This window comes from Micromonospora sp. NPDC001898 (assembly GCF_042891255.1).
GTDB lineage: Bacteria > Actinomycetota > Actinomycetes > Mycobacteriales > Micromonosporaceae > Micromonospora.
This window is the reverse complement of sequence record NZ_JBIATC010000006.1, coordinates 344165-359099: the sequence shown is the minus strand read 5'-3', so window position 1 is coordinate 359099 and position 14935 is coordinate 344165. Positions and strand designations below refer to the sequence as shown.

General features: G+C 72.0%; 17 protein-coding genes and 1 pseudogene. 8 read left to right on the top strand and 10 right to left on the bottom strand.

All coding sequences use genetic code 11. The features are described from left to right. Window positions 1-82 precede the first annotated feature (82 nt). The 3 genes from ACFYZF_RS17170 to ACFYZF_RS17160 all read left to right on the top strand — a co-directional run bounded on the left by ACFYZF_RS17170 (window position 83) and on the right by ACFYZF_RS17160 (window position 1739). On the top strand, window positions 83-415 hold the full coding sequence (locus ACFYZF_RS17170; protein WP_387021309.1) for a YkvA family protein: 333 nt from the start codon (window positions 83-85) through the stop codon (window positions 413-415). Between the two features lie 81 nt (window positions 416-496). Next, window positions 497-904 carry a pyridoxamine 5'-phosphate oxidase family protein gene (locus tag ACFYZF_RS17165; RefSeq protein WP_387021306.1) on the top strand — a complete coding sequence of 136 codons (408 nt, stop codon included), beginning with the start codon at window positions 497-499 and terminating at the stop codon, window positions 902-904. A gap of 160 nt (window positions 905-1064) precedes the next feature. Continuing rightward, window positions 1065-1739 carry a C39 family peptidase gene (locus ACFYZF_RS17160; RefSeq protein ID WP_387021305.1) on the top strand — a complete coding sequence of 225 codons (675 nt, stop codon included), beginning with the start codon at window positions 1065-1067 and terminating at the stop codon, window positions 1737-1739. A 123-nt stretch (window positions 1740-1862) separates the two neighbouring features. On the opposite strand, the gene ACFYZF_RS17155 is transcribed toward ACFYZF_RS17160, so the two are convergent. From ACFYZF_RS17155 to ACFYZF_RS17145, 3 genes are all read right to left on the bottom strand, one after another. Next, entirely contained in the window at window positions 1863-2108 is a 246-nt protein-coding gene (locus tag ACFYZF_RS17155; RefSeq protein ID WP_387021302.1) for a ferredoxin, read from the bottom strand. 16 nt (window positions 2109-2124) lie between these two features. Continuing rightward, window positions 2125-2280, bottom strand: coding sequence for a hypothetical protein (locus tag ACFYZF_RS17150; protein ID WP_387021299.1), 156 nt, complete (start codon window positions 2278-2280; stop codon window positions 2125-2127). Window positions 2281-2594: 314 nt separating this feature from the next. After that, on the bottom strand, window positions 2595-2780 hold the full coding sequence (locus ACFYZF_RS17145) for an antitoxin (protein ID WP_387021296.1): 186 nt from the start codon (window positions 2778-2780) through the stop codon (window positions 2595-2597). A 170-nt stretch (window positions 2781-2950) separates the two neighbouring features. On the opposite strand from ACFYZF_RS17145, the gene ACFYZF_RS17140 reads away from it, so the two are divergent. Further along, window positions 2951-4162 (top strand): AI-2E family transporter, encoded by a 1212-nt coding sequence (locus ACFYZF_RS17140; RefSeq protein WP_387021293.1) that lies wholly within the window; start codon window positions 2951-2953, stop codon window positions 4160-4162. Between the two features lies 1 nt (window position 4163). Here the strand turns inward: ACFYZF_RS17140 and ACFYZF_RS17135 are convergent, their stop codons facing one another. Further along, complete coding sequence (locus tag ACFYZF_RS17135; RefSeq protein ID WP_387021291.1) at window positions 4164-4847, bottom strand: dienelactone hydrolase family protein; 684 nt, start codon at window positions 4845-4847, stop codon at window positions 4164-4166. Between the two features lie 124 nt (window positions 4848-4971). Here ACFYZF_RS17135 and ACFYZF_RS17130 point away from each other — a divergent pair, with 124 nt between their 5' ends. From ACFYZF_RS17130 to ACFYZF_RS17120, 3 genes are all read left to right on the top strand, one after another. Continuing rightward, the gene (locus tag ACFYZF_RS17130; protein ID WP_387021288.1) at window positions 4972-5364 is read left to right on the top strand and encodes a MerR family transcriptional regulator; all 393 of its coding nucleotides are present in this window, start codon (window positions 4972-4974) and stop codon (window positions 5362-5364) included. Then, a complete protein-coding gene (gene trxA / locus ACFYZF_RS17125) occupies window positions 5334-5681 on the top strand; it encodes a thioredoxin (RefSeq protein ID WP_387021286.1) in 348 nt (115 codons plus the stop codon). The genes ACFYZF_RS17130 and trxA overlap by 31 nt, the downstream gene beginning before the upstream one ends. A 98-nt stretch (window positions 5682-5779) precedes the next feature. Next, window positions 5780-5962 (top strand): hypothetical protein, encoded by a 183-nt coding sequence (locus ACFYZF_RS17120; RefSeq protein WP_387021283.1) that lies wholly within the window; start codon window positions 5780-5782, stop codon window positions 5960-5962. Between the two features lie 128 nt (window positions 5963-6090). Here the strand turns inward: ACFYZF_RS17120 and ACFYZF_RS17115 are convergent. The 4 genes and pseudogenes from ACFYZF_RS17115 to ACFYZF_RS17100 form a co-directional block, all read right to left on the bottom strand. Continuing rightward, window positions 6091-6213: pseudogene (locus ACFYZF_RS17115) on the bottom strand (LacI family transcriptional regulator); the annotation flags it as partial. A 76-nt stretch (window positions 6214-6289) separates the two neighbouring features. Further along, window positions 6290-8662: a glycoside hydrolase family 65 protein gene (locus ACFYZF_RS17110; RefSeq protein ID WP_387021280.1), complete on the bottom strand. Its 2373-nt coding sequence runs from the start codon at window positions 8660-8662 to the stop codon at window positions 6290-6292. Beyond that, window positions 8659-9411, bottom strand: a complete 753-nt coding sequence (locus ACFYZF_RS17105; RefSeq protein ID WP_387021278.1) for a beta-phosphoglucomutase family hydrolase — start codon at window positions 9409-9411, stop codon at window positions 8659-8661. The genes ACFYZF_RS17110 and ACFYZF_RS17105 overlap by 4 nt, the downstream gene beginning before the upstream one ends. Before the next feature lie 79 nt (window positions 9412-9490). Then, a complete protein-coding gene (locus ACFYZF_RS17100) occupies window positions 9491-9958 on the bottom strand; it encodes a DUF4442 domain-containing protein (protein WP_387021275.1) in 468 nt (155 codons plus the stop codon). A 255-nt stretch (window positions 9959-10213) separates the two neighbouring features. Here ACFYZF_RS17100 and ACFYZF_RS17095 point away from each other — a divergent pair, with 255 nt between their 5' ends. Continuing rightward, window positions 10214-12316: a protein kinase gene (locus tag ACFYZF_RS17095; RefSeq protein ID WP_387021273.1), complete on the top strand. Its 2103-nt coding sequence runs from the start codon at window positions 10214-10216 to the stop codon at window positions 12314-12316. 144 nt (window positions 12317-12460) lie between these two features. On the opposite strand, the gene ACFYZF_RS17090 is transcribed toward ACFYZF_RS17095, so the two are convergent. Together ACFYZF_RS17090 and ACFYZF_RS17085 are read right to left on the bottom strand one after the other, a co-directional pair. Then, window positions 12461-13435: a hypothetical protein gene (locus ACFYZF_RS17090; protein ID WP_387021270.1), complete on the bottom strand. Its 975-nt coding sequence runs from the start codon at window positions 13433-13435 to the stop codon at window positions 12461-12463. Window positions 13436-13525: 90 nt separating this feature from the next. Further along, window positions 13526-14833 carry an ABC transporter ATP-binding protein gene (locus ACFYZF_RS17085; RefSeq protein ID WP_387021268.1) on the bottom strand — a complete coding sequence of 436 codons (1308 nt, stop codon included), beginning with the start codon at window positions 14831-14833 and terminating at the stop codon, window positions 13526-13528. Between the last annotated feature and the right edge of the window lie 102 nt (window positions 14834-14935).

The following is a 14935-nucleotide window of genomic DNA, read 5'->3' as shown; positions in this document are numbered from 1 at the left end:
GGGAAACAGTGGCCTCCCGACCGCTGATGCCACGGTTTCCCCGATCGAGCGTGATCTTGGTGATCTCGGCTAGCGTGGCGGCATGAACGAGCACTACTGGCTGCTTGCGCTCGCCGCCCTGGTCGTCGCGGCGACGCTGGTCGGCGCCATCCTGCTCGCCGTGCGGGTGGTACGCACCCGCAAGATGCTCGGCACGCTGGGCGTGGGAGGCAAGGTCGCCTTCTGGGGCGCATTGGCCTACACGGTCTTCCCGATCGACGTGCTGCCCGACCCGATCTACCTGGACGACATCGGGGTGCTCGCCGGTGCCCTGATCTACCTGGGCCGGCTCGTCCAGCAGCGTCGCGCCGCCGAGCGGCAGCTGCCCGGCCAGCCGGAGCCCCGGGACGAGGAGACCCGTCGCCCGGTCCCCTGACCCGGCCGCCGCCCCACATCAGGGCGTGCCGTGATCCGGGGAGTGCCATGATCGGGGTCGGATCTTCGGACAGGGGGTGTCATGCCGGGCGGGCATCGGTTGGGCGTCCGTGACGAGCGGGTCGCGGCGTTCTGCCGGGAACGGCACCTGGCCACCCTGACCACCCTGCGGCCCGACGGGACGCCGCACGTCGTACCGGTCGGGGTGACCCTCGACCCGGAGGCCGGCCTGGCCCGGGTGATCACATCAGGTACGTCCGCGAAGGCGCGGCACGTCGCGGCGGCCGGTGCGGCCGGCACTCCGGTGGCGGTCTGTCACGTCGACGGGCGACGGTGGCTGACCGTCGAGGGCCGGGCGGTGGTCCGCTCCGCCCCGGCGGCGGTCATCGAGGCCGAACGCCGGTACGCCGAGCGCTACCGCACCCCGCGTCCCAATCCGCACCGGGTCGTCATCGAGATCACCGTGACCCGGATCCTGGGCAGTCTGTAACCGGATGACCGGTTCGCCCGCCCCGCCCGGGGCCGGAATCGGAGCGAACGGCAACGCGTTGAACCCCTCGTACGACGAACAGGTCGAGTCAGCCCAGCGCCCTTCCCGGTGCTTGCGTCTCCGGAATCCGGAGGCGGCAACCCCCGAACGGAGCTTCGACATGAACAAGATTCTGCGCAAGAGCATGCTGTCCGTCGCCGGCCTGGTGATGAGCGGTGGTGCCGTCGCCGGCCCCGCGCTGGCGGCGCACGCGGCCCCGGCCGAGACCGGGCCCACCGGCGCGCTCCGCGTCGCCAAGACCACCAAGACCACCAAGAGCGACAAGAGCGACAAGAGCGAGCGCCGGGCCGGCTACGAGTACCAGGCCCAGCCGAACTTCTACTACTGCGGCCCGGCATCGGCCCGGATCGCCCTGTCGGCCGAGGGCAGGACCGTCAGCCAGGACGAGCTGGCCGCCAAGCTCGGCACGACCGAGAACGGCACCGACTCGGCCATCGACATCACCCGGGTGCTGAACGAGTACACCAACGGCAGGTACCGGACCACCGAGATCAGTTCCGACGTCGCGTCCAAGGAGCAGATCGAGCGGCTGCGGGTGGACGTGAAGGCCGCGGTGGACGCGGATGAGCCGGTGGTCGCCAACATCCTCGGCGGCGCGGTGGACACCGAGGGCCGGGAGCACAGCTACCCGGGCCACTACCTGACCGTGGTGGAGTACAAGGACGACGGCAACACGATCAAAATCGCCGATCCGGCGGACCCGGCCGTCCAGGAGTACTGGATGGACGTCGCCGAGCTGGCCAACTGGATCGCGGGCCGCGGCTACAGCTCCTGATCCGGCACGACCCACGAGGGCCGGTCCCCACCCGGGGGCCGGCCCTTCCGGGTACGCGCGGCCGCCGGGCCGCCAGCCATCCGGCCGACTGGAGTGGACGATCCGCCACCACCCGCAGCCGGGTCAGGGGCCGGGAGCGATCTGCCGGCGACTCTCCAGGTCGGAGACCACGATCGCCTCCATCGGGCAGGAGTCGGCCGCGTCGATCACCTCCTGGGCGGGCGTCACATGCTCGGCCAACGGACGGGACATGCTCTCGACCAGCGTGAAGTGCCCGGGAGCCGTCCCGACGCAGATCCCCGAACCGATGCACCGGGTCGGGTCCACCTGCACCCGCCACCCGGAGCTGGTCGTCTCCTCCTCGTTCACCTGGTCCTCCTGCCCGTCACCAGGCCACCGGCATCGCGGTGCGGCCGCGCACCAGCAGGCCGCTCTTCCAGGGCAGCTCCGACTCGGGCACCGCCAGCCGCAGCCCCGGGGTGCGGTCGAGCAGGGTGTCCAGCCCCACCTGTAGCTCCATCCGGTCGAGCTGGGCGCCCACGCAGTGATGCACCCCGTGCCCGAAGCCGATGTGCGGATTCACCTCCCGCGTAACGCGGGTCGAGATTGAGCCGGTCGGGATCGCTGAACGCGTAGCGCTCGATCGCCGCCTCGGATGTGTCGGCCACCGGATGACTTCCTCTCCTCCACGGCCCGGCCGTCGGGCCGTCCGCCCGCCGGGCGCGACTCCACGGCTAGTCATGCCCCGAATGCGGATGGTAGCGAGAGAGGTCGATCCTCGGCCAGTGGCCGGGGTGGATTCGTACCCCCGGCAGGCCGGGCCCGTCGCTCGGGCGCGGGCCCGGCCTGCGTGGGTCAGCGTGGCGAGGTGTCGCCCTCGCCGGTGCGCTGCTGGGCCATGTCGACGCCCTTGTCGATCTGCTTGTCGTACTTTCCCCCGGTGCGCTTGTCGCCCATGTCGCCGGCCTTTTCGAGGCCCTGGTCGACCTGCTTGTCGTGCTTGTCGGCGAAGTCCTTGGCCTTGTCCATGAAGTCGCTCATATGCAGGGCCTTCCCTGGGCCACCGGTCGCAAACCGGCACCGTCCCGGCGGACACCCGGTCGGAGGCCGCCTTCGGCGGAGGCGGCGCCGTAGGGATCCGAGCGCGGACGGTGGGGTGTCGGAGAGCCGCCGGACGGGTAGGGACGTCGCCGAGACCGAGGAGGACCGACGTGGTCGAGGACGGTGCCGGGCGGACGCCCGAGGGGACGACGGACGACGGGAACCCCACGGCGCGTCCGGGGCCGGCGTTGGCCGCGCCGGTCGCGCCGATGGCCGGGACGGTCAGGACGGTCGCGGCGGGGGCCGGGACGGGACCGCGGCAGGCATGGGCCGGGCTGCCCTGGCTGGTCCGCTCGGCGGTGCTCTGGAGCGCCTGCCTGGTGGTGTTCGTCGCCGGGCTGTACCTGGTCGGGAAGATCGCCGTGCTGCTGGCGCCGCTGGCCATCGCGCTGGCCGTGACCTTCTTCCTGACCGCGCTGCTCGATCCGGTGCTGCTCCTGCTGCGCCGGCTCCGGCTGCCGGCGGCGCTGGCCGCCCTGCTCTCCGTGCTGCTCCTGCTGGGCGTCCTGGTCGGCGTCGGGGTGCTGGTGTGGAACCTGACGGCGAGCCAGTTCGGCGAGCTGAGCCAGGAACTCGACCAGGGCCTCCAGCGGAGCCGGGACTTCGTCACCTCCACGCTCCCCGTCACCGATTCCCAGCTCGACAAGCTGATCCAGCAGGCCCGGGACGGGCTGGGCGGCGGCGCCCCCGACCCGGTCGGCGGGGCCCGGACGGCCACCGAGTTCCTCGGCTCGGCCCTGCTCTCCCTGGTGCTGCTGTTCTTCCTGCTCAAGGACGGCCGGTCGATGTGGCACTGGGTGCTGCGCCGGATGACCGGGCCGAACCGGGAGGTCACCGCCGAGGCCGGCCGGGTGGGCTGGCGGACGCTCGGGGCGTACAGCCGGGGGACGATGCTGATCGCGGCGATCGACGCGATCGGGATCGGCCTGGCCCTGGTGCTGCTTCGGGTGCCGCTCGCCCTGCCGCTGGCCCTGATCACCTTCCTCGGCGGGTTCGTGCCGATCATCGGGGCCACCGTGGCCGGGGCGGTCGCGGTGCTGGTGGCGCTCGCCGCCAAGGGGCCCACCGTCGCCCTGCTCGTCCTGGCCGCCGTGATCACCGTCCAGCAGGTCGAGGGGAACCTGCTGGAGCCGCTGGTGATGAAGCGCCAGGTCCAACTGCACCCGGCGGTGATCCTGGTGGCGGTGACGGCCGGCACGCTGATCGCCGGGATCGCCGGGGCGTTCGTCTCGGTGCCGATCACCGCGGTCGCGTACCGGGTGATCGACACCGTGCAGCGGCACCGGCAGGACGCCGCCGGGCGACCGCCGACCACCGCCTGAGTCAGGCCCCGGCGCGCAGGTGGGCGGCGAACCAGTCCGCCGCCGCGTCGGCGACCTGTTCCAGCGTTCCCGGTTCCTCGAACAGGTGGGTCGCGCCGGGCACCACCCGCAGCTCGGCCACCTCGCCGAGGTCGGCCGCCGCCTCCTCGTTCAACGTGATCACCTGCTCGTCGAGGCCACCGACCAGCAGCAGCGTCGGGGCGTGCACCCGGGACAGGGCGGGACCGGCCAGGTCGGGCCGGCCGCCCCGGGACACCACCGCCCGGACCCGCTCGGGCCGGGCCGCCGCGGCCACCAGTGCGGCGGCGGCGCCGGTGCTCGCCCCGAACAGGCCCACCGGCAGTCGGCTCAGGGCCGGATCGCCGGCCATCCAGTCCACGATCGCGGCCAGGCGGTCGGCGAGCAGCCCGATGTCGAAGCGCAGTTCGGCCGTCCGGGCGTCGACCCGGTCCTCCTCCGGGGTGAGCAGGTCGACCAGCACCGTGCCGAGCGTCTGCTCGCGCAGCACCCCGGCGACGGCCGTGTTCCGGGGGCTGTGCCGTGAGCTGCCGCTGCCGTGCGCGAAGAGCACCACCCCGGCCGCCCCGTCCGGAACCAGCACATCGGCCGGCAGCCCGGCGTCCCCCACCGGGATCGTGACCTCGCCGCCCCGGGTCGTCGTTCCAGCCTTTCCTCGCGTCGCCATCCGCCCACCCCTTCCCGTTTCTCGTCCCGCCCGGTTACCCACCCCGGCGGCCGGAATTCGTCGTTGCCTTGACACCGGCGACAAGGTCTAGCGTGGCGGACAGGGGCGGGCGAAGGAGGGTCGGATGCGGATCGGCGAACTGGCGGAACGCGCCGGTACGAGCACCCGGACGCTGCGGTACTACGAGACGCAGGGGCTGGTCCGGCCCGAACGCTCGGCCAACGGCTACCGCGTCTACGACGAGGCGGAGCTGCGGGTGGTGCACGAGATCCGCGCCCTGCTGGCCGTGGGGTTCGGCCTGGACGACATCCGGCCGTTCGTGGCCTGCCTGCGGGCCGGCCACTCCTCCGGCGACGTCTGCCCGGACTCCGTGGCCGTGCTGCGTCGCAAGCTCACCGAGGTGGATGCCTACCTCGACCGGCTGGGCACGGTACGGCGGCAGTTGCACGACCAGCTCACCCAGGCCATCGCGTACCGGGAGGAAACATGCTTCAGGAAACGGGGACTTCCCCGCTGACCGCGGTCACCGACGCCACGTTCGCCGAGACGGTGCTGGCCGCCGACCGGCCCGTGGTCGTCGACTTCTGGGCCGAGTGGTGCCCGCCCTGCCTGGCGGTCTCGCGGAGCCTCGCCGAGCTGGCCGGGGAGTTCGGGGACCGGCTGCGCGTGGTCACCGTCAACACGGATGAGAACCCGGCGACCACCAGGGCGTACGGGGTGATGTCGATGCCGACCCTGCTGGTGTTCCGGGGCGGCGAGGTGGTCGGCTCGATCGTCGGGGCCCGGCCGAAGAACCACCTGCGGCTGAGCTTCGCCCGCCACCTGGAGCAGTGACTGCCGCGCTGCCGCCGTTTGCGCTTCGGCCGACCGGGAAGGCCCGGGACGACCGCAGCACCGGCGCAGCCGCGCCCCGACGGATCGCGAGGATCGTCATGGGTCGACAGCAGGACAGGTCCAGGCAGCAGACCGCCGAGCGGGACGAACGACGGGAACGGGACGCCGAACGCGGCCGGGACTGGGCGGACGAGGCGGCGCAGGCCCGCACCTCCGACGACCCGCGAACGGTCTCCCCGCGCGATGCGGCCGGCCGCCCCTCCAACGGGCGACAGTTCTGAGCCCTCCGGTCGGGTGGGCACGCGCCGCCCGCCCGACCGGGAGCTCACCGCCGGCGGCGACGTCGCACCGGGCGTACGTCCGGTGGGGGTGCCTGCCGGTTGGGCCCGGCCCGATCAGCGGGGCGGTGCCCCTCCGCTGCGGCGGTCTGCTCCAACGCGGCCAGCAACGACGCCGGACCGTACAGGGTCGTGTTCTGCGCTACCACGCCGATGACCTGCGATCGGCCGGTCACCAACGCGCGTGCCGCGTCTTCCACATCATGCGGCAGCTGCGCGACGCCGGTAGCCGAGGTCGACGGCGCGGGCGGACGCGGCCCGGCGCAGGCCCTAACTGACGTTCTCGGGCAGGTGCAGCAGGGGTGCCCGGCCGGGCGGCTGCTCCGGCTCGGGGCCGGGCTGGTCGAACGGCGGCACCGGCACGGTGACCGGCTCGGCGCAGGTGACCCGCACCTTCTCGCCGTGGTGCCGCAGCTCCACCACGTCGTCGGTGCAGCCGTGCCGCAGCGCGTACGTGGTCTGGTGCGGCCGGACGTCGACCCGCAGCCGCATGCCCCGCCACTGCAACGAGAACTCCAGCCGGGTGAGCCCGCTCGGCAGCCGGGGCGCGAACGTCAGCAGCCCGTCGTGGTCGCGCAGCCCGCCGAACCCGGCGACCAGGGCGATCCACGCCCCGGCGAGCGACGCCATGTGCACGCCGTCGCGGGTGTTCTCGTTCAGGTCGTGCAGGTCCATCAGCGCGGCCTCGCGCAGGTACCGGTGGGCGAGTTCCAGGTAGCCGATCTCGGCCGACATCACCGCCTGGGTGCACGCCGACAGGGACGAGTCGCGTACCGTCCGCCGCTCGTAGTAGAGGAAGTTGCGCAGCTTCTCGTCGTCGCTGAACGCGTCCCCCCGCCAGTGCATGGCGAGCACCAGGTCGGCCTGCTTGACCACCTGCTTGCGGTACAGGTCGAAGTACGGGTAATGCAGCAGCAGCGGGTACTTCTCGGCGGGGGTGTGCTCGAAGTCCCACTCCTGGAGCAGGGTGAACCCGTCCACCTGCTCGTGCACGTCGACCTCGTCGTCGTACGGGACGCACATCGCGTTCGCCGCGTCCCGCCAGGCCGCCGCCTCCTCCTCGGTCACCCCCAGGTCGATCGCCTCGTCCCGGTACCGCATCGCGTACTCGGCGGCGGTGAGCAGGTTCCGCTGCGCCATCAGGTTGGTGTAGATGTTGTCGTTCTTCACCGCGGTGTACTCGTCCGGGCCGGTCACCCCGTCGATGTGGAACCGGCCGTTCCGGTCGTGGTGCCCGAGCGAACGCCACAGCCGCGCCGTCTCGACCAGCAGTTCCAGGCCGATCTCCCGGACCAGTTCCTCGTCGCCGGTGACCATCATGTACCGGCGGAGCGCGTCGGCGACATCGGCGGCGATGTGGAACGCGGCTGTCCCCGCCGGCCAGTACGCCGACGACTCCGGCCCCTCGATGGTGCGCCACGGGAAGGCCGCCCCGGCGAGGTTCAGCGTCCGGGCCCGGTCCTGCGCCTGTTCCAGGGTGGAGTGCCGCCAGTACAGGGCGTCGCGGACCGCGCCCGGCTGGGTGTAGGTGAGCACCGGCAGCACGAACATCTCGGTGTCCCAGAACGCGTGCCCGTCGTACCCGGGGCCGGTCAGGCCCTTCGCGGAGATCGGCCGCCGCTCGGCCCGGGCGCCGGCCTGGAGCACGTGGAACAGGCCGAACCGCACCGCCTGCTGCACCTCCGGGTCGCCCTCGACCCGCACGTCGGCGGCGTCCCAGAACTCGTCCAGGTACTCCCGCTGCTCGCGGCGCAGCCCGTCCCAGCCGTCGAGGCGGGCCGCGGCGAGGGCCGCGCCGACCTGGTCGCGCAGCGCCGGCAGCGACCGCTTGCTCGACCAGCCGTACGTCAGGTACTTGACCACCCGCAGCGTCTCGCCGGGCTTGAGCACGCACCCGACGGTGGTACGGACCCAGTCCTCGTACCCCTCCGACTCGACGGTGGTGCGCTCCGGGCCGTGCACGTCGTGGTCCATGGCGGCGCCCACCCGCAGGCCGCTGACCTTGGTCCGGTGGATCAGCAGCCCACCGGCCTCGGTGGTCAGCTCCTCCTCGGCCACCAAGGGCGATTCCAGGACCGCCGCCACCCGGGGGTCGCGGCTCTGCGCGGGGAGGTTCTCGTTGGCCACCAGCTCGGACTGGAGGATCAGCCGGATGGGCCGGTCGACCGCCTCCACCTCGTAGCTGATGGCGGCGAGCGCCCGCTGGGTGAACGACACCAGCCGGGTGCTGCGGACCTTGACCTCCCGGCCCGCCGGGGAACGCCAGTGCAGCTCCCGGTGCAGGGTGCCGGCCCGCAGGTCGAGGATCCGCTCGTGGGCGAGCAGCTCGCCGTACCGGACGTCGAGCGGTTCGTCGTCGACCAGCAGCCGGATCAGCTTGCCGTTGGTGACGTTGACGATCGTCTGGCCGGACTCGGGGAAGCCGAAGCCCGCCTCGGCGTACGGCAAGGGGCGCAGCTCGTAGAAGGAGTTCAGGTAGGTTCCGGGCAGGCCGTGGGGCTCCCCCTCGTCCAGGTTGCCGCGCAGGCCGATGTGCCCGTTGGAGAGCGCGAAGACCGACTCGGACTGGGCCAGCACGTCCAGGTCGAGGCGGGTCTCCCGGATGTGCCAGGGCTCCACCGGATAGGCGCGTTCCCGGATCATGCGGGTGTCCCCCTGTCGATCAGGTCGCCGAGGTCCGTCACCACGACGTCCGCCCCGTGCGCGCGCAGCTCCTCGGCCTGGCCCACCCGGTCCACGCCCACCACGTAGCCGAACCCGCCGGCCCGGCCGGCGGCGACGCCGGCCAGCGCGTCCTCGAAGATGGCCGCCCGGGCCGGCTCGACTCCGAGCAGCGCCGCCCCGGCCAGGAAGGTGTCCGGGTGCGGCTTGCCGCGCAGTCCCCGTTCGCGGGCGACCACCCCGTCCACCCGGGCCTCCAGCAGCGGGTCCAGCCCGGCTGCGGCGACCACCTGCCGGCAGTTGGCGCTCGCCGAGACGACCGCGCGGCGCAGGCCGGCGTCGGCCGTCGCCTTCAGGTACGTCACCGAGCCCGGATAGACCTCGACCCCGTCGGTGCGGAGGCGCTCCAGCAGGACGACGTTCTTCCGGTTGCCCACCCCGTTGACGGTGTCCGCCTCCGGCGGGTCGTCGGACCCGCCCTCGGGCAGGGTGATCCCCCGGGAGGCCAGGAAGGAGCGCACCCCGTCGGCCCGGGGCCGGCCGTCGACGTACCGGTTGTAGTCGGGCCCCGGGTCGAACGGCCGGTACGGCTCACCGCTGGCCGCCGAGTGCCGCCGGAGGAACGCGTCGAACGTCTGCGTCCACGCCGCGTTGTGCACCCGGGCAGTCTGGGTCAGGACGCCGTCCAGATCGAAGAGACAGGCGGTCACATGATCAGGTAGGCCCAGCACGGTACGAATCTATCCACCGGCCGGACCCGACAAACCGGATTCACCCCACGACGCGCGGGGAGCCGGGGTGGCGACACGCTCAGCGGTTGGGACGCAGCGTCCAGACCACGGTCATCGCCGAGGTCGGCGTGCCGTCCTCGGTAATGATCTCGACCTCGACCGGGAACTCGGGCCGCCGGCCGGCGTCCAGTTCGGCGATCACCTCGGCCGCCGCCCGGCCGAGCCGCGCGGTGGCCAGCACCGGCCCCATCGCCAGCTTCCGGTACGCGATCTCCGCGCGCACGGCCAGCGGCACCGCGCGGTCGAGGAGTTGGCCGAACGCGGCCAGCACCACCGCGCCGGAGGCGGTCTCACCGAGGGTGAACATCGCCCCGGCGTGCGGACCGCCGACGTGGTTGTGGGTGGCCGGCGAGTCGGGCAGCCGGACCACGGCGCGCACCCCGCCCTCAGCCTCGGGGGCCACCTCGACGAATTCGACCCCGAGCGTACGGGCGAAGGGGACGGCCTCCAGCATGCCGGCGGCCACCTGGCGAGAGTCGGTGCTCATACCCGAACGTTACTCTTCGGTAACTTGCGGGGCAAGCTCTGGGCGGGCCGCCCGTGCCGACCGAGGAGGGCGACGCGCGCCCAGCCACAGTCAGGTGTTTCGCATCAAGCCCGGTAAGAAGACCAAAGACCGGCGGGACCGGCCTCGGCGACGCGCCCTGGCTCGACTACCGCCCACGGGTGATTTGTTTGACTGTCGCTTTTCCGGCAAGTACCCGGGCACGAGGTCGAGTGCCGTGCCGGTACGGTCCTGGCTGTGCCCGACATTCCACAGCGTTCGATCGCCGGCCGATACCGGCTTGTCAGTCCCCTCGGGCAGGGCGGCATGGGACGGGTCTGGCTGGCCCGCGACGAGACGCTACGCCGGGATGTGGCGATCAAGGAACTGGTGCCGCCACCGGGTCTGACGGACGACGAGCGGCGGGAGATGCGCGAGCGGTCCATGCGCGAGGCGCGGGCGATCGCGCGGCTGGACCAGAGCAATGTGGTACGGATCTTCGACGTGCTGCATGCCGACGGCGAGCCATGGATCGTGATGGAGTTCGTCCCTTCCCGGTCGCTGCATGCGGTGCTGGCCGAGAACGGCCCGCTGACACCGACCCAGGTGGCACGGATCGGCCTGGCCGTGCTCGCCGCGCTGCGCGCCGCCCACCGGGCCGGACTGCTGCACCGGGACGTCAAGCCGGCGAACGTGCTGCTCGCCGATGACGGCCGGGTGGTGCTGACCGACTTCGGGCTGGCTACCGCACCTGACGACCCGAGCATGACCCGAACCGGGATCGTGCTCGGGTCCCCCTCGTACCTTCCGCCGGAGCGGCTCACCGACGGCATGCCCGGCCCTGCGGCCGACCTGTGGTCGCTCGGCGCGACGCTCTACGCCGCCGTGGAGGGGAGGCCGCCGTACGCGCGGTCGTCGGCGATCGCGACGTTGACCGCCATCGCGACCGATCCACCGACGCCACCCCAGCGCGCGGGTGCGCTGACCCCGGCTCTCGAAGGGCTGCTACGCAAGGACCCGAGCCGGCGGATCGACGCCGAGGAGGCCGAGCGACTCCTGCGTCAGGCGGTATCCGAGGAACCGTCCCCGGCGCACGCGCACGCGCAGACGTCGGCGTCGGCGAGGCCCGCGGCGACAGGCACGACGGCGGAGACGGCGACGCAGGAGGAGCCGACCCCGAAGCCGTCCGCCACCACGGCCCCGTCGGACAAGCCGGCCCAGACACCGACCGCCACCACGACCGCCCCCGCCACCACGAGGCGGAACCGCTGGCTGATCGCCGCCGTCGCGGCCGTGGGCCTTGTCGGCGTCATCGCGGTTCAACCGCTCATCAGCAACGCCCTGGCCGACGACGCCAAGCACGATCCGGCGCTCGGCACGTCGGTGTCACCGACCCAACCGCCGATGGCCGGATGGCACTACTACACCCAGGATCCCGGCTTCTCAGTACCTGTCCCGGACGGCTGGCAGCAGCTCCGCGACGGCACGCGCGTCGAGTTCCACGAACTGGGCAGCCGTCGCACGCTGGCCATCGACGCTCTCGGCGCACCGAAGGCCGATCTCCTGGCGGACGCCCGGGCCGCAGAGGCGGCGGACCGCGAGACCGGAAGGTATCCGGACTACAAACCGGTCCGCCTCCACAAGGTGAACTACCGGGCACGGGCAGTGGACCGCGAATGGACCTACGTCGACGTCAGCGGGAGGCGGATGCACGCCCTCAGCCGCACCTTCGTCGCCGAGAACGGCCAGGCATACGCGATCGACTGGACCACACCGGACGACGCTTGGACGCCCGGGCAGGACACTCTCTCACTGATCCTGGGAAGCTTCCGCGCGTTGCAGGCACAGGCATCACCGGGCGGAGCATCGACGTCTCCCAGGCCGCACAGGAGCGTTTCGCCCTCCCCTCGCGCCAGCGTCACCCCGTCCAGGTCACCGAAGCCCGCCAAGAGCAGCACGCTGGCAAAGCCCCGGTTCAGCAACCGACCCATCATCAACAACGGCAGCGGCACGTGCATCGACGTGCCGGACAGTTCCCCGACCACAACTGCCAAAATCCAGACATGGGAATGCCACGGCGCTGCCGGAGAGCAATTCACCCTCGCCGCAGACCGCACGCTTCGGGTGGTGGGCAAGTGCCTTGAGATCACGGACACCAGCAACGGCCCACACCTACGGATCGCCACCTGCACGGGCAGCGCGAAGCAGCGTTTCGACCTGAACAGCGCGGGCGACCTGGTCAGCCTCAGCACGGTCCCGGCCAAATGCGTCGACGTGCCCGGCGGCGACCCCGCCAACGGTGTCTGGCTCAACATCTGGGACTGCAACGGCAGCGAAAATCAGAAGTGGCACGTCGGCTAGGGCATATCGAAGTCGAGCACGATCTTGCACGCCTCCTTGATCGTCTGCTGATTATGGAGAACTCGCCCGGCGTGTCGTCTCACAAATCAGCAGACGATCAAGGTGCGACGCCCACAGCATCTTGAGGGGTGGGAAGCTCCCGCGCTAGAAGAGGTGCCCGATGGTGCGGATGATCTCGGCGTAGAAGTTGCCCTCGATGCTGCGGAACAGGGCGAACTTCTCACCAGGGCTGCCGAAGAACGGGCGCAGCGTCCAGGCGAGCTGGGTGCCGACGAAGCCGAAGAGCAGGATCCACACGTACAGCAGGGTCATGCTCGCCGGGCGCTCGGCAGCCGGTCGGCGGACCGCCGGCTCGGGCCAGTGGCGGTACTGCGCCGGCGGATACCCGGCGGGGAGCAGCCCCGGCCCGGGGTGACCGGGCACGACAGCCCCTGGCACGACAGCCACCGGGGCGGGAGTCGCTACCGCCATGGCGGGCGCGGGCTGGGCGGCGGCCTCGACGGCGGTTCCGTGGGCACCGACCTCGACCGGTGCGGGAGCCGGGGCCACAGCAGCGGGAGCCGGGGCCACAGCGGCGGGGGCCACGGCAGCGGGGGCCACGGCAGCGGGGGCCGGGGTGAGCAGGCCGTGGGTGTTGAGCACCTGCATGCCACCGGTCAGGAAGCGCAACCCGACCACCGCGCTCAGCGTCAGGATGGCGACGTTGAGCAGCTTGAAGAAGCCGTAGTCGGGCGCGGTGATCAGGAAGAAGAGGCTGATCGGCGCAAACGCCACGGCCAGCATCGAGGTGACGGTGATCGCCACCATCACCAGCGCCAGCGACTGTCGCACCGACAGTCGGGCCCCGAAGACCAGGTTGAACAGGTAGAGCGTGGGCAGGCAGATGGCGAGCGTGACCAGGAACAGCAGCGGCAGCTTGACCGCCGAGGTCAGCGCCATCAAAGCGCTGTGGAACGCGCCGAGCACCGCGCCGTAGCAGGCGAGGGCGATGCCGGAGCTGGCCAGCATCCGCATGGTGAGGCCGTTGAGATCGCGGTCGGCCACGATCTGCTGCCAGATGCCCTGCCGGTCGCGCAGGATGCGCTCGATGACGAGCGGGCTGGGACGGTCAGCCGACACTGGCGGACCCCTTTCTCACACCGTGCACTGTGGACGAGGTCCGCTGACCGTAGGGCACCGGCCTACCCGCCCGCCACCCCGCCCGCCGGGTCAGCGCCAGCCCACGTCGATCCGGTCGCCGCGCTCGTCGAAGAAGTGCAGCGCGTCCAGGCGCACCGAGACGGCCAGCGGATGACCGGCGGAGACCCCCGGGTACGGCGCGAGCCGGACCCCCAGCTCCGCCGGGCGGCGGTGGTGCCGGCCCTGGTCGCTGAGCACGCTGGCCCGGTTGCCCCGGCCGGCCTCCTCGGGAGTCGGTCCCGGCTCGGTGCCCCGGCCGGTGAGCCGCTGCATGACCTGCCCGAACCGGCGTCGGCCGCGCCGGCCGCCGTCGGTGTCCTCGGCCCGGCTGCCCATCTCGTCCACCACGATGGCGGTGGCACCGATGTCGAGGAAGGCCAGCGACTCGTGACCGTGGTGCTCCAGGTAGCGGATCCGGCCCCGGAGCACGTCGCCCGGGGCGTCCGGGGCGACCGGGGTGAGCGCCTCGGCCCGCATCCCGACGACGATCCGCTCGCCGTGGTAGTGCGCGACGGCCCGGCTGCGGATGTCGGTCCAGGGCAGGTAGAGCGACTGCTCGCCGATCTTCAGTGCGACGTACCGGTCGAGGTGGACGTAGACGGACGCCTCCAGCAGGTTCATCCGAGGGCTGCCGAGGAACGCGGCCACGTAGAGGGTGGCCGGGCGGCCGTACACCTGGGTCGGGGTGCCCACGTCCTGGAGCACGCCCTTGCGCATGATTGCCACCCGGTCGGCCATGGTCAGGGCCTCGGCCTGGTCGTGGGTGACGTAGATGGTGCTGACGCCCAGCTCGCGGGTCAGGCCGGAGATCTCCGCCCGCAGCTCCGCCCGTAGCCCGCTGTCAAGGTTGGACAGCGGCTCGTCCATCAGGAAGAGCCCTGGCCGGCGGACGATGGCCCGACCCATCGCGACCCGCTGGCGTTGCCCGCCGGAGAGCTGGCTGGGCTTGCGGCCCAGCACGTCGCCGATGCCCAGCGCGCTGGCCACGTCGGCGACCCGCTCGTCGCGTGGCAAGGAGTCGACCCCGGCCAGCCGCAGCGGGAAGGCGATGTTGTCCCCCACCGTCATGTGCGGGTAGAGGGCGAAGTCCTGGAACACCATGGCGATCTTCCGGTCCCGGGGCGGCAGGTCGTTTGCCAGCTCACCGTCGAGCAGGACCGCTCCGGAGCTCGGGGCCTCCAGCCCGGCCACCATCCGCAGCACGGTGGACTTCCCGCACCCGGACGGCCCGAGCAGGACCATGAACTCACCGTCGTTCACATCCAGGTTGATCTTGTCGACGGCGACCGTCCCGTCCGGGAAAACCTTGGTCACATCCTTGAGCGCGACGGTTGTCACCGTCTCCTCCCCCAGCTCGTCGGCCGTACCCGAATGTATGTGACCAGGATCATCGAGTCCGCACATCGGGTAAACGTGCCATGTTCGGCTCGTGACAGGCCT

Bases quoted from the DNA above. Each gene is read 5' to 3' on its own strand.
- ACFYZF_RS17145 (WP_387021296.1), bottom strand. From the start codon at position 2,780: ATGAGCGACTTCATGGACAAGGCCAAGGACTTCGCCGACAAGCACGAC.
- ACFYZF_RS17130 (WP_387021288.1), top strand. From the start codon at position 4,972: ATGCGGATCGGCGAACTGGCGGAACGCGCCGGTACGAGCACCCGGACG.
- trxA (WP_387021286.1), top strand. From the start codon at position 5,334: ATGCTTCAGGAAACGGGGACTTCCCCGCTGACCGCGGTCACCGACGCC.
- ACFYZF_RS17135 (WP_387021291.1), bottom strand. From the start codon at position 4,847: ATGGCGACGCGAGGAAAGGCTGGAACGACGACCCGGGGCGGCGAGGTC.
- ACFYZF_RS17170 (WP_387021309.1), top strand. From the start codon at position 83: ATGAACGAGCACTACTGGCTGCTTGCGCTCGCCGCCCTGGTCGTCGCG.
- ACFYZF_RS17160 (WP_387021305.1), top strand. From the start codon at position 1,065: ATGAACAAGATTCTGCGCAAGAGCATGCTGTCCGTCGCCGGCCTGGTG.
- ACFYZF_RS17110 (WP_387021280.1), bottom strand. From the start codon at position 8,662: ATGATCCGGGAACGCGCCTATCCGGTGGAGCCCTGGCACATCCGGGAG.
- ACFYZF_RS17120 (WP_387021283.1), top strand. From the start codon at position 5,780: ATGGGTCGACAGCAGGACAGGTCCAGGCAGCAGACCGCCGAGCGGGAC.
- ACFYZF_RS17165 (WP_387021306.1), top strand. From the start codon at position 497: ATGCCGGGCGGGCATCGGTTGGGCGTCCGTGACGAGCGGGTCGCGGCG.
- ACFYZF_RS17100 (WP_387021275.1), bottom strand. From the start codon at position 9,958: ATGAGCACCGACTCTCGCCAGGTGGCCGCCGGCATGCTGGAGGCCGTC.